Origin of the sequence: Pseudomonas sp. ERMR1:02 (assembly GCF_002277815.1) — a bacterium.
In the GTDB taxonomy this organism is placed as follows: Bacteria; Pseudomonadota; Gammaproteobacteria; order Pseudomonadales; family Pseudomonadaceae; genus Aquipseudomonas.
Window position 1 is genome coordinate 1 of the sequence record NZ_NKJI01000017.1, and the last position, 13,597, is coordinate 13,597.

10 protein-coding genes and 4 pseudogenes are annotated in these 13,597 nt (G+C 56.9%); 7 read left to right on the forward strand and 7 right to left on the reverse strand.

Annotated features, from left to right (window positions below; genetic code table 11):
• Positions 1-142: pseudogene (locus tag CES87_RS33575) on the forward strand (cytochrome C); the annotation flags it as partial.
• Here the strand turns inward: CES87_RS33575 and mug are convergent.
• Positions 136-651, reverse strand: a complete 516-nt coding sequence (gene mug / locus CES87_RS24210; RefSeq protein ID WP_178081478.1) for a G/U mismatch-specific DNA glycosylase — start codon at positions 649-651, stop codon at positions 136-138. The pseudogene CES87_RS33575 and the gene mug overlap by 7 nt on opposite strands.
• Positions 652-658: 7 nt before the next feature.
• Entirely contained in the window at positions 659-1,285 is a 627-nt protein-coding gene (locus CES87_RS24215) for a TetR/AcrR family transcriptional regulator (protein WP_128608088.1), read from the reverse strand.
• Between the two features lie 211 nt (positions 1,286-1,496).
• Between CES87_RS24215 and CES87_RS24220 the strand changes: the two genes are divergently transcribed.
• The 5 genes and pseudogenes from CES87_RS24220 to CES87_RS24240 all read left to right on the forward strand — a co-directional run bounded on the left by CES87_RS24220 (position 1,497) and on the right by CES87_RS24240 (position 7,784).
• Positions 1,497-2,615 (forward strand): HlyD family secretion protein, encoded by a 1,119-nt coding sequence (locus CES87_RS24220; RefSeq protein ID WP_128608089.1) that lies wholly within the window; start codon positions 1,497-1,499, stop codon positions 2,613-2,615.
• Positions 2,615-4,095: pseudogene (locus tag CES87_RS24225) on the forward strand (DHA2 family efflux MFS transporter permease subunit). The gene CES87_RS24220 and the pseudogene CES87_RS24225 overlap by 1 nt, the downstream one beginning before the upstream one ends.
• Positions 4,096-4,114: 19 nt before the next feature.
• A pseudogene (locus tag CES87_RS24230) lies at positions 4,115-5,580 on the forward strand (efflux transporter outer membrane subunit).
• Positions 5,581-5,714: 134 nt separating this feature from the next.
• Positions 5,715-6,665: an aldo/keto reductase gene (locus CES87_RS24235; RefSeq protein WP_128608090.1), complete on the forward strand. Its 951-nt coding sequence runs from the start codon at positions 5,715-5,717 to the stop codon at positions 6,663-6,665.
• Between the two features lie 171 nt (positions 6,666-6,836).
• The gene (locus tag CES87_RS24240; protein ID WP_128608091.1) at positions 6,837-7,784 is read left to right on the forward strand and encodes a LysR family transcriptional regulator; all 948 of its coding nucleotides are present in this window, start codon (positions 6,837-6,839) and stop codon (positions 7,782-7,784) included.
• A gap of 53 nt (positions 7,785-7,837) precedes the next feature.
• Here CES87_RS24240 and CES87_RS24245 read toward each other — a convergent pair.
• From CES87_RS24245 to CES87_RS24255, 3 genes and pseudogenes are all read right to left on the reverse strand, one after another.
• A pseudogene (locus CES87_RS24245) lies at positions 7,838-8,109 on the reverse strand (DUF2790 domain-containing protein).
• 486 nt (positions 8,110-8,595) lie between these two features.
• On the reverse strand, positions 8,596-9,285 hold the full coding sequence (locus CES87_RS24250) for a hypothetical protein (protein WP_256591067.1): 690 nt from the start codon (positions 9,283-9,285) through the stop codon (positions 8,596-8,598).
• 728 nt (positions 9,286-10,013) lie between these two features.
• On the reverse strand, positions 10,014-10,430 hold the full coding sequence (locus CES87_RS24255) for an organic hydroperoxide resistance protein (protein WP_128608092.1): 417 nt from the start codon (positions 10,428-10,430) through the stop codon (positions 10,014-10,016).
• Positions 10,431-11,157: 727 nt separating this feature from the next.
• Here CES87_RS24255 and CES87_RS24265 point away from each other — a divergent pair.
• Positions 11,158-12,417 carry an IS256 family transposase gene (locus CES87_RS24265; RefSeq protein ID WP_128606128.1) on the forward strand — a complete coding sequence of 420 codons (1,260 nt, stop codon included), beginning with the start codon at positions 11,158-11,160 and terminating at the stop codon, positions 12,415-12,417.
• A 165-nt stretch (positions 12,418-12,582) separates the two neighbouring features.
• Here CES87_RS24265 and CES87_RS24270 read toward each other — a convergent pair whose 3' ends face one another.
• A complete protein-coding gene (locus CES87_RS24270) occupies positions 12,583-12,912 on the reverse strand; it encodes a hypothetical protein (RefSeq protein ID WP_128608094.1) in 330 nt (109 codons plus the stop codon).
• 272 nt (positions 12,913-13,184) lie between these two features.
• Complete coding sequence (locus CES87_RS24275) at positions 13,185-13,520, reverse strand: cytochrome c (RefSeq protein WP_128608095.1); 336 nt, start codon at positions 13,518-13,520, stop codon at positions 13,185-13,187.
• Positions 13,521-13,597: the final 77 nt, after the last annotated feature.

Here is a 13,597-nt window from a genome sequence, read left to right on the forward strand (position 1 = left end):
TGCCCATTACCAGCCTTACACCGCTGAAGAGATCACGACATTACGCGCCACAACCATGCTCAACCTGCCCGGCACCCGTGCTGAGTTGATCAAGGCCATGCGTGCGCAAGGTATCGCCATCGACGACGGCATGAACTACTGAGCAGGATCGATAGCGGCCAGCCTGAGTACGCTATAAGCGTCCACCAGTTGATCAAGGCTGAACGCTCGGTTTCGCCCACTGGGGTTGGGCAAAACCCACACCGCCGCATTGCCGAAGGTCTTCGCTTGAAGCCCCCAGGCCACTTCGCTGACCCGATAGCGCCGAGTACGCCGCCTTGCCGAGAAACGCCACGAAACGTGGCGCATAGCGCGCGATCTTCTGTTCGAAATCCGCTGCCGCTGCGATGAATCATGCAGCGACAGCTGATCCGCACGCGCCGTCGGTCGCTCGACCACGGCGGTCAAGCCGCATTGAAAGTGCAAGATCGTCCGATCGTTTTCCGGGCGCACTTCTTCAGGGGTAAATCCGGCCAGGTGCAACGTGCGCCAGAACCGATTGCCACGCCCCGCAAAATGATGACCCTGGGCGGCGGCCAGCACGCCGGGGTTGATGCCACAGAAAATCACCGCCAGCCGTTCGGCCAGAATGTCTTCGAGTCCTTCACTCACATCGACCTCATCCACCGCAGATCACGTTGACCGCGTTACGCGCAAGCTCGCTCAACTCTTCACGCGGTTTGCCCGCCCGTGCACGGATAGAAATGCTGTGCAGCAGTGATGAGGCGAGTACGGCCAGCGCTCCAGCATCGACATCGCTTTTTAACTCGCCAGTGTCGATGGCCATTCGCAGACGCACTTCCAGATCGGCATCGAGCCTGCTGAGACGGTCTGACAGAACCTCGCGTATTTCAGGGTCCTCGACGGCCTCGGTAGTCGCCGTACCAATTGCGAAGCAGCCGCGCGCCGAACCTTCACCCGAGTAGTAAATCGACAACTGACCCTCGTAGAAGCGCAACAGCGCGTCGCGCAATGGCAGTTCGTTGTCCGTCAGCGCTGCCTGCATATCGGCGGCGGCGAACTCCCAGTACTGCTCAAGCGCCTTGATATACAGCGCATGTTTATCGCCGAACGCTGCATAGAGGCTGGGCCGATTCATGCCGGCCGCCGTAGCGATGCTATCCAGCGAAGCGCCGGAATAGCCGGTGCTCCAGAACACACCAAGCGCTTGCTGCAGCGCTGTCTCGGGATCATAGGCGCGAGGCCGGCCGCGGCCTTTTCCTTCTGTAACTTTATTTTGTGCCATGTCGTATAAAACTCTTGTCGGAAGATGAGTGCAGGGATATTCTTACACCATCGCACAAAATAAGGAACCAGAAGTTCCTCAATTCACGTTTGTTGTAGCGAAGCTCGAACCGGGTATTGCAGCGACGAAACAAGCGAGGCGGAGCAACCCTCCTCACCACGCACGGGTTTGCTTACTAACAGCAATTATTCGTTTTGAGGTGTTTTCGATCATGACCAAACAGTTCGATATCCCGGCTTCGCAGACCTTCGAGCACCCCGAGCGGATCAAGAAACCGCTTAAGGAAAAACTGCGCCCATGGCTGATGGTTGGCGTACCTGCGCTCTTCGCTGTCATCGGCTACACCAAGTACGTGGCAGGCGAACCCTTCGTTACCACCGATAACGCTTACGCCCGGGTGGCCAAGGCCTCGATCAACGCGCGGATTTCCGGGCAGGTCGTGGAAATTGCGGTCGAGGACAATCAGCCAGTGCACAAGGGCGATGTGCTGTTTCGCATCGACCCCAAGCCGCTGCAGATCGCGATTGACCGTGCCCAGGCCCAACTGAGCGTCGCGCGGTTGCGCATCGACGGCCTCAAGGCCAGCTACCGCCAGCAGCAGGCGGAATTGCAGTCGGCTAAAGAGTCGGCGGACTTCGATCAAAAGGAATTTGGCCGCAAGAAAGCCCTGGTCGCCACCGAGTTCGTTTCCCGCGCCATTTACGAGCGCGCAGAAACCGACCTGAAGATTTCACGGCAGCGCATCGCTTCGATTGAACAACAGATCGCCAGCACCGTTGTGGCCTTGAATGGCAACCCGAACATCGAAGCCGACAGCCACCCGACTGTCCGCGAAGCCAAGGCGCAACTGGACGAGACGCAACTTTATCTCTCGTACGCCACGGTTTATGCGCCGGCCGACGGCATTGTCGCCAAGGTCGATGATCTGCAAGTTGGCAATTACCTCAATAACGGCGCGCCAGCGTTTGCGCTGATTTCCGATCACGAGATCTGGGTCGAGGCCAACTTCCGCGAAACCCAGGTCACGCATATGCGCCCGGGCCAGGAAGCGACCATCAGCATCGACACTTACCCGGATCGTGTATTCAAGGCCCACGTCACCAGCATGAGCCCCGGCGCCGGGTCGGACTTCTCGCTGTTGCCACCGGAAAACGCCACCGGCAACTGGGTGAAAGTGGTTCAGCGGGTACCGGTTCGTCTCGAACTGGATGAACTGGACCCTGCCCTGCCGCTGTTTTCGGGCACCAGCGCCACCGTCAAAGTCGACACCGGCCATCGCACGCCGTGGTGGAGCCCGCTCAAATCGCTGTTGACCGCAGGTAACTTGTGATGAACGCCAACCCCGGTGCAACTTCAGGCGCAGGTGCTGCAGGCTCGCTCAGGTTCGCCGTGCTGTTGGCGACCTATATGCAGTCGGCAAACCTGCCTTTGCCAAACGCGGTGCTCAGGCTGATTCAAGGCAGCTTGTCGATGACCGACGACCAGGCCGGCTGGATTTTCACGGCTTACCTGGCGGCAAGCGCCATCACCCTACCGATTGCCCAGTGGCTTGCTGGCCGCTTTGGCTTGAAGCGGGTGTATCAAGCCGCATTGGCCTTCTTCATGCTGGGCCTGCTGCTCGGCACGGCGTCCTCGACACCGCTGGAATTCATCGGCGCTCGTATCATCCAGGGCATGGCCGCTGGTGTGCTGGGGCCGCTTTCGATGGCGATTGCCCTGGAGACGCTGGCACCGGAAAAACGCATGAAATTTGGCGCAACCCTGGCGGCAGTCGTGCTCATGGGCATCGCCACCGGTCCAGCTATCGGCGGCTGGATCGCCGAGCATTTCGACTGGCGTCCGATCTTCTACATCAGCCTGCCGTTGTCGGCCTACATCTTCCTGGTGATTGCGCTGTTGCTGGCCGAGAAGAAAGCCGAGAAGACGCCGACCTACGACTTCTTTGGCTTCGGCACCTTCACGCTGGCGATGATCAGCCTGCAAATGCTGCTCGACCGTGGCGAACGCATGGACTGGTTCGACTCGCCTGAAATCTGGATCGAAGCAATAGCCTGTGGACTGGGGCTGTATTTGTTTTTTGTCCACGTGCTGACCAGAAAGGTGCATTTCTTTAACAAGAGCCTGCTGCGCGATCGCAATTACGTGCTGTCGACGCTGATCTTTTTCGCCATCGGCTTCGTGCTGCTGTCGACCATGGCGCTTACGTCGCCGATGCTCGATGAAATTCTCGGCTACCCGCCTGACACCACGGGCGCCCTGACCCTGCCGCGCGGTGCGGGAATGGTCGCTGCATTCATGCTGACAGTGCGTCTTCCAGAGCGTTTCGACCGCCGGCTGTTCGTTGCCATAGGCGTCGCTTTGGTGATCTATGCCAACTGGCTGATGCTCAGCTACTCGCCGCTGATGGACTGGCCGCCGGTAGCGATTGCCGGGGCCATTCAGGGGATTGGCATCGGCATGTCGATGGCATCGCTGGCCAAGGTGGCGTTCAGCACGCTGCCCCCCAACCTGCGCCCGGAAGCCACCGGTCTTTACAACCTGTTGCGTGCGTATGGAAGCACCTTGGGCGTGGCGATTGTGCAGATCTACTTTTTCAACAACACACAGGCGATGCATCAGGCGCTGGGCGCCAATATCACGCCCTATCGCGCAGCGTCGATGTCCTTGCCGGCACTTGAAGGGATTAACCATCTGATCACGCACCAGGCTGCTTTTATCGCTGTTATCGACCAGTTCAAGATTTTGATGGTGGCGATGCTCGTCGTGAGCCCGCTGGTTGTTTTCTTCGCAAACCCGTTCCGACCAACTAGCTATTGTGGAGTGTGCCAAATGAAATCCAGTCATCTGTTCCAAACGCCATTCCCAACGAAGCTCAGTGCTCTGTCGGTGTTTGTTTCCTCGCCGCCTGTACCGTCGGCCCTGACTTCAAAAGGCCTGCCGATAGCACTTCGCAGCACTATGACCAACAGGCCGAGCAGCGTCTTGGTCAGGGTGGCGATCAGCACATCGAGTTCGGCAAGAAAATCACCGGCCAATGGTGGTCTGCCTTTCGCTCGCCCAAGCTCGACCAGGTCGTTCGCCGGGCCATCGACGGCAACCTCGAACTGGTCGCCGCCGACGCCACCATCCGTCAGGCGTCCTCCTCCGTGGCCGCGGCCGAAGGTGCGTTGTATCCGCAGGTTGACTTCGGCGCAGCAGCAGGCCGCGCTCGCACACACAACGCCAAGGAGCCTTCGATCAACAACTTCTATGCGATCGGGCCACGGGTCGGCTTCGACCTGGATGTTTTCGGTGGCAACAAACGGCAAGTCGAAGAGCAGCAAGCGTTTACCGATTTGCAAAAGCGTCGTTACGACGCGGCGTACCTGACCATGACTGGCAATGTGGCCAGCCAGGCGTTGCTGGTGGCTTCGGCCAACGCGCAAATGAAGGCGGTAGAAAAGTTGCTCGCCAACGACACCAAGAACCTCGAACTGGTGCGCGCGGCGCATATCAACGGCACCACCACGCAGATCGATGTGTCGCTGGCCGAGACGCGGCTGGCCCAGGACCGCACACTGTTGCCGCCGCTGGCCCAGCAGCGTGATGCAGCGAGCCATGCGCTGTCGATTCTGACCGGCAAAGGTCCGGCCGACTGGATCGCGCCGCAGTTCGATCTGGCCGACTTCACCTTGCCCGCCAATGTGCCCGTCAGCTTGCCTTCGGAGATGGCCCACTCTCGGCCGGACGTGCAGCAGGCCGAGGCCGAGTTGCATATCGCCAGCGCCGCCGTTGGCGTGGCGACTGCCAATCTCTACCCAAAGGTCACGCTGTCAGCGTCGCTGGTGCAGGCCGCTTCCGGCAATGGCGGCGCGGCACTCTGGGGCTTCGCGGCGGGTATCGCCGGTCCGATCTTCAATGGCGGCACGCTCAAGGCTGAACGTCAGGCCGCCGTCGAGGGTTACAACGCGACGCTCGCCGGCTACCAGCAGACCGTCATCAGCTCGTTCGGCCAGGTCGCCGACACGCTGCAGGCCATCAACCATGACGCCGAGGAGTTCCATGCCCAGGAAGACGCGTTACGCGCCGCCGAGACCAGTTCTCGCTTGAACCAGCAAGCCTATGCCCAGGGCGAGAACAGCATCCTCCAGGTGCTGGAGGCCGAACGCGCTTACCAGCAGGCATTGCTGGGCTATATCCGCGTGAAGACTGCGCAGTATCTCGACACGGTGCAGTTGTTCGTGGCGCTGGGCGGAAATTCCGTGGGTGTGTTTGAGCAAACCGTTGCCAGTCGCGAAACGCGCAACCCGTTGTAGGAACGAGCTTGCTCGCGATGGTCGTTAGCGATGACGCGTGTTAGCTGGATGAACGCGGCGCTCTCGAGACCATCGCGAGCAAGCTCGCTCCTACAGGGATTTTTTAGAACCTGTTAGAGAGTGGGAATCCAGACATGTCTTACGAACCGTTTTTTGATGAACTGGCCGACACCCGATTTGCGCTGAACAATGGTTCGGGGACAATGCCCGCCGTCGGCTTCGGCACCTTGTTCGAAGACCCCGGCGTGACCACCGAAGCGGTCAGCCATGCGCTGCTAAGCGGCTTTCGTCATTTCGATTGTGCCGAGCGTTTTCGCAACGAAGAGCAGGTCGGCGTTGCGTTGCAAGCATTCATGGAAGCGGGCAAGGCCCGGCGCGAAGACTTGTTCATCACCAGCAAACTGTGGAACAACAACCATCATCCGGAACGGGTGTTGCCGGCCTTCGAAGCCAGTCGCCAACGGCTAGGGGTGGACTACCTTGATTGCTACCTGATCCATACGCCTTTTGCCTTTCAGGCCGGCGACGATCAGGACCCCAGGGATGTGTTCGGCCATATCCTGTACGACTCGGGCGTGACCTTGATTGACACCTGGCGCGCGATGGAGCGCCTGGTGGATAAAGGCCGCTGCAAGTCCATCGGCTTGTCCAACATCAATCTGCAAGCGTTGCAGGAGGTCGTCGCCGTGGCGCGGATCAAACCCGCCGTTGTGCAAGTGGAAGCCCACCCTTATCTGCCGGAATGGGAACTGCTCGAATTCTGCCAACAGCACGGGATCATCCTTCAGGCCTTTTCCCCGCTCGGCCATGGCCTGGAGCCAAGCGTGTTGAAAGATTCGGTGCTGACCCAAATGGCCCGACGCCTGCAGAAGACTCCGGCGCAAGTTGCATTGGCCTGGGCCGTACAGCGCGGCACGGCGTTTCTGACCACCTCTGCATCATTGAGCCATATTCAGCAAAACACCGATATTTCGACCCTGCCCCACCGGGCCATGCATGAAATCCGTCAGGACATCACAACCCGGGTGCGATTCAACTCGGTGGCTGAAACCGGTGTCCACCTGTTTATGTCACCCACCCGGTAATCCCTGAACCTGTAGGAGCGAGCCTGCTCGCGATGGACTAATGAGCGCTGTGTTTAACCGGTAAATACGCGTTATCGTTAACGACCATCGCGAGCAAGCTCGCTCCCACAAGGGGGTCGTTGTGCCAGCCAGCCCTTATAATTTTCGAATTCCCCCCTCGAGGTGAAAACGATGGATGTTTTCCAGACCATGCGGTTTTTCATGGCGGTCGCCCAGAGCGGCAGCTTCACGGCGGCGGCCGATCTGCTGGACACCTCGACGACCAACGTCTCCAAAGCCGTGTCGAGCCTGGAGACCAGGCTGCAGACACGCCTGATCAACCGCACGACCCGACGCCTGGCATTGACCGAGGCCGGAACACGTTATTTGCTGCGCTGCGAGAGAATTCTGGAGGAGTTGCGCGAGGCGGAGGAAGAAGCGGGTACTGCACAGCTCAACCCTGTGGGCCGCCTGAAGATTCACGCGATGTCGGCCATCGGCAACCATTACGTGATCGATGCCATCGCCCAATACCGCGAGACGCATCCCTCGGTATTGTTTGATTTGACCCTGACCAATCGGCTGCCCGATATGCTGGAGGAAGGCTATGACATGTCGATCGTGTTGGCGCGAGACCTGCCCGACTCGGGATTTGTCGCTCAGCGGCTCGGCATCACCTACAGCATTCTCTGCGCCTCGCCGGCGTATCTGAAGAAACGCGGAATGCCCGACACGCCGGGTTCGCTCAATGCACATGATTGCCTGAGACTCGTCAACACAGTCATGCCGGCCGAGCACTGGGTATTTGAAGGCCCCGAAGGCATGGAGACCGTCCACACTCCGGTGTCGCCGTTTCACGTCAATACCGCCGATGCCATGACGACCGCCCTCACCCGTGGCATGGGGATCGGGATTCAGCCACTTGCTTCTGCAGCTGCCGGTCTCAAGGCTGGAACGTTAGTACGGGTACTGCCCGAGTATCATTTTGAAGAGTTGAATCTGTTTGCGATCTATCCATCACGAAAATTCGTCGATGCAAAAATAAAAACCTGGGTGGAGTTTTTGAAGGACTACATTCCCGGGTTGTTGGCTGCCGATGAAAAAATTGCTCGTTCCTCAAAAAACGTCGAAACCGTTTGATTGTGTTTGCGCTACCCGGATGGAGTGTCGACCCTCCACCGTCCGCACAGCACTCAACCGTTCGAACATCCGGTGCCTAACACTTGATACTGCAGGATATGGCGTTGACCTTGAGAGTCTTCATAGGTCATTTGCGCAGAAACCGGACCGCACTCAGGCGGAATATCGGTCACTGCGATGACCTTTTTATGTCCAGGTTCGAGCCGTAGGTGTAGGTCTCGATTGGTGGATTGTTGGTTTGCGTCTTGGCTTGGCTTTCTTCGGCAAAGGCTTGTGCGCCGATACAACTGAGCGCGAGAAAAATCGCGATTTTTGAAATGTTCATGGTGTTCACCGTCTCGTTCTGGTGGGTTTGTTTAGGCCTTGTGAACCGGTTGTCTTGGTTCATTTGGTAGAGACGATGCTAGGGGTTTGATCCGGTGCCAAACAGCGCTGGGCGGGACAAACACTGTGAACAAAATGCGTATGAATGGGTTGCCTGAAACACCGCCTTCGCCAGCAAGCCGGCTCCTACAGGTGTGTGTTCTGATCGTTCCCACGCGCAGCAAAGCAATGCATCCCGTGACGCTCCGCGTCACCATTGCGCAAGGCTGAAGTCCGGCGTCGTCAGCAAAGAAGCGCGGTATGCAGGCGTACCTCGACCCTGTAGGAGCTGGCTTGCCAGCGATGATCGCGAACGATTACGCGCATTGTTTGGTGAAACAGTGGCAGGCGTCGACCGTGACGAAATGGATTGGCCCTAACCCAATGTGATCTGGACGCTTTCAGGTTCTGGCGACGCTGCTCTGGAAATCTGTCGCCAGGACCTTTTTTATATCAGCGCCAATGAGGCAGGCTCTTGTGCGTTACCCGGCGTGGTGCGCGCCTGCATTGGCCCACTGCGGCACAATGGGGTGTTCTGGCGCTTGGCTCGCTGAGTCAACACCAGCATTGTCAAGAAGCCCAGCACGATCAGCACCGGATACGCCATCAACAGTTCGGAGAGAGAATATTTCCAGGCCAGCGGACGCCCGACACCGAGCATGGCGGCATACATCCAGGACACCGCCGACAGCGAGCCACAAAACAGGGCCAGCATCCGCGCACTGAACCCGAGGTCGAGCAAGGAGCCGGCCTTTTGTATTGCCGGCAATACCAAGCGGTGCAGCAGAGTTCCGTTGTAGGTCAGCAGCAGGACAATAATCACCTTGGCTTGAAGCTTCGGATTCATAAAGTATTCCGTGCCTTTGTCCAGGTAATCGATGCCGACAATGGCAGCGCCTGTCACCCATAGACCGATCAATGCCAGGACGACAGACTTCTGAAGACTTTCCATGTGCGCATGATCATGTTCAGTGAATGCCTTGCGTTTCAGCAGATCCCTAACCATTGCAATATCACTGGTCAACACTAAACCAATCGCCACGCAACAGGCGACCAAATGAACGTAAACAACGCCCAGCCGCAAAAACTCCATGCATTCTTTGTTTTCGATCAGGCTCATAATTGTATTTATCGCCACGGGTATTTTCTCCACCTTATTCGATAGTACAGATCGGCCAATCAACAGAGCATTTATTGTAAACAACCCTGAACGACCTTGCTCATACAAGAAAACGAAACAATAGGTTTATTATCGAAACCCTATTGATCCAGTTAGGAAATTGAAGAAAGCTTAGTTCGTACCTCTCAAATTTTTGGTAAAAAAATCCCCATTTGCATTAACTGCATTTGAGGTTCTTGTTCCACTTCTTTAATGCGATCTCAAGAGCAGCCATGAGGTGACATGCTGCAGGATCTGAGGGCCACAGCCCCGAAATGTTCATTTTTGAGCACGTCACCGACAAGCGGTCGCTGGCTGGAGGCCAACGGCAACCGCAATTGCTCATCCACTTCCCCCGTCGAGGCCCATTCCGACTGCGCTGGTTAACTTACATGAACCTCGACATTGCCAATTGGATCCACTAGTTGCCCCTCAAGCAAAAAATACGAGCCACAGAGATCAACTATCATTTACACCCTGACTACCAAAACAGTCATACTATTTTTCGATAATATTGAGCGCGCAGGAGAACGCCATTAAAAACAAGTTCAAGCATATCCTGCCTGATAAACCAACTTCGTAATTAGATGTACTGCGAGATAGTTAAACTCAGATCAGTTCCCAGCACTTTAAATCCGCCAGGCCTTAAACGTGTTCAAGTCCTGGCGACGCTGTCCCGAAATCTGTCGCCAGGATTTTATTTCAACTCAAGCGAGCTTGACCACGACGTTGATGTTGTTGCGCGTGGCTTTGGAGTACGGGCAGTACTTATGTCCGGTGTCGACGAGTTTCTGAGCGGTTTCACGGTCCAGGCCTGGCAGGCTGACATTGAGCCGTGCCTGCAGCAGGTAGCCACCTTCATTGGTGCCCAGGTCGACTTCGGTGTCGACGGCCACATCCTTGGGCAGTGCAACTTTCAACTCCTTGGCCGCAACGCCCATCGCGCCGATAAAGCAGGCTGACCAGCCGGCAGCGAACAATTGCTCCGGATTGGTGCCACCGCCCCCCGCGCCCGGGGACGACAGTTTGATATCGAGAATGCCGTCCGAGCTTTTGGATGCGCCGTCCCGGCCGCCCGTGGTGTGGGTTTTGGCGGTGTACAGTACTTTGTCGAGCTGGGTCATGATGATCTCCTGATTGAATTGAGGTCTATGCGAGTTCAGGTGAATCAGAAAAACGGTCTTGAAGCCTGATGCCGGTCATTCAATATAGACGTCGCTGTTCGACCTGTAGCTCGATCCGACAAAGGCACCTTTTCGCTGATTGCGGGAGCGGCGGTGCGACTTGCTCGCGAAGGCTTTGTGTCAGGCGAAGAGGGTTTTGAGGGTGTACATATCCATTCCTGCGGTAACGGCCACTGACGGTTTCGCCCTTACGGCGAGTCCCTTTTCCAAACGCCGAAAAGGAACCAAAAGGCTTTGCCCCACCACTCGGTGCCTCGCTTAGGCTCGGCATACCCTCACTCCGGCATTGCTCCGTGGGTCGCCGCGATGGGCCGTCCCTGGCCCAGCGCGGCTAAACCGGCGTCCTGCCGGTTTACCCACGGAGCAATGCCTGCGTTCGGCCATCGTGGTTTAACGGGGCGCCTGGATCAAAAGCCAAAGCGAGGCGGCCTGACAGCCGACCTGATTTCAAGTAAACGCATTCCACCTGTGGGAGCGAGCCTGCTCGCGATGGACGTCAACGAAAACGCGCCCTGTCTGAATGATCGCGTTGTCTGGACGTTTTTCGCGAGCAGGCTCGCTCCTACAGGAGGCTGTTCCAAGTGACTCGCTGTAAGGGCGAAACCCTGAGTCGCCGAGACTGTCAGAAATTTTGTGTTCGGGCATAACATGTTGAAAAGGAGCATGTATGCCGACCAAGAAGAAAACGGCCTCGGAGGCCAAACCCGAGCTTCCTTCGATCCCGAAGGAGCTGATTGATCAGTTCGTCAAAGGTCCAATGAGCGCCGAGGCGATTCAGGACGCCGCGATGGCGTTCAAAAAGGCGCTGATTGAACGAGCCCTTGGCGCCGAACTGGGTCACCACCTTGGCTATCTTCAGGGCGCACAGCGCCCTGAAGAGACGAGTAACCAGCGCAACGGCACAAGCGGCAAGACCGTGTTGACCGACGATGGCCCGCTGCGGCTGGACATCCCGAGGGATCGCGACGGCAGCTTTGCGCCGATCCTGATTCCCAAACACGAGCGTCGTTTTACGGGTTTCGATGACAAGATCATTGCCATGTACGCCCGTGGCATGACCGTTCGCGAGATCCGGGCATTCCTTTCGGAGCAGTACGGGACTGACGTTTCCCATGATTTCATCAGCTCGGTCACCGACGCGGTCTTAGAGGAAGTTGCTGCCTGGCAGCAACGCCCACTTGAGCCGATGTATCCGGTGATTTTCTTCGATGCTCTGCGGGTCAAAATCCGTGAGGAAGGGCTGGTTCGCAACAAGGCCATTTACCTGGCGTTAGGGGTACTGCCAGACGGCACCCGAGATATCTTGGGCATTTGGATTGAGAACACTGAGGGGGCCAAGTTCTGGATGAAGGTCTTCAACGACCTCAAAACCCGAGGCGTCGAAGATGTGCTAATCGCGGTGACCGATGGCCTCAAAGGCATGCCAGAAGCCTTGAGCGCGGTGTATCCGACAGCGACCTTGCAGACCTGCATTGTGCATCTGATCCGCAACAGTCTTGATTACGCCGCCTGGGACAAGCGCCGTGAATTGGCCAAAGCCCTCAAGCCGATTTACCAAGCGCTTAATGTAGAAGCTGCCGAGCAAGCGCTGGACGCATTCGAAACCGGGCCTTGGGGCAAGCAGTACCCCACAGTCGTAGCCGCTTGGAGACGCGCCTGGGATCGAGTCATCCCGTTTTTCGTCTTCCCGCCTGGCATCAGAAAAGTGATCTACACCACCAATGCCATCGAGAGCATCAATGCTCAGCTGCGCAAGATCATCAAGACAAGAGGCCACTTCCCGACTGACGATGCGGCAACAAAGCTGATTTGGCTGGCACTGCAAAACATCACTGCCAATTGGGGCAGCGCGGCGCACGACTGGAAGACAGCCATGAATCAATTTGCGATTCTTTATGGAGATCGATTTACCAGGTCAAACTGGTGAAATGAGGGCTTGCCTGACGGCAGGCCGTTACCGGCCCGCACACAAAATATCTGACACTCCCTGGTCGCCGTTACCGCGGCAATGGATATGTTCCCCGCCAAAGCCTCAAACCTCAACAAACCTCAAACCTCAAACCTCAAACCTCAAACCTCAAACCTCAAACCCTCACTTACGCGCCAACTTATACCGAACGCAATCTTCATAAAAACTCTCCCGCAAAGCTGCAGGCTTGATCCGCGTGGGACTGTCATAAGTCTGCTCTGTAATTCCCATAGCCATCATGCGCATCCATGACTTGGCAAACTTGTAAGCCTGAATCTTCTGCCGCGCCGCATACAACGAAACGCCGGACAACTTGAGCTCCTGCGCTCTTGCCGCGGTACCCGCCCCCCAACTGCACATATAACGATCATTGGGCATCAGCTCCCTGGCCTGGGCAGACACTGCAAGACTCGCGATACCGACCGAGATCAACGCGATCCATATAATGCGCATTCGCTTTTCACCCTAACCGACTGAAATTTAAGCGATTCTGGGGACAAGCGAGCAACCTGGGGGCCAGCATAATGCCTTACTGCGCATTCTCTGAGCCCACGTCAGCAAACGAGAGTCATTTTCTTACGTCTCGCCCCCCGCTACGCGGAGTTTCTGCTTTACGCTCCCGCAGAGATCACACCCGACTGTCCACTCATGGCAGGTTCGACCCTTCATCGCTGGGGTTTCGAGCGACTACGGCGGAACGAAAGTAATTGGTCGAAGCAAACACACTATTTTTGCTGATGCAGGTATTTCTGAATTGCGTCAATTTCAAGTTTGCTTGGCTTTGCACCGTTGTCAGACTTGAAGCCAGCGCCAGCCCAATGCGGCATTGGCGCCTTCAGAGGCTGTCCATGGTCGTCGATACCGCTCAACACCGCTCGCTCAAATACTTTTGATTTCCATTCACTGGCATCTCCGGCTAGCTTAGGCGCCGATCCTCCCATGCCTCGAGCCCCGTGACAGACAATGCAGTTATCTTGAAAAAGTGTTTCGCCATCTGGCGGTGATGCCATTGCCGATGAGCAGATAAGTAGGGTTATGAATGTAACAAATGCGCATTTCATTTTAGGCTCCTGGCGACCCAACAGTGACGTGAGCTGCTTAGGGGGCGCTAAGTTAAAGCCTAGCAGGAGGCGAATGA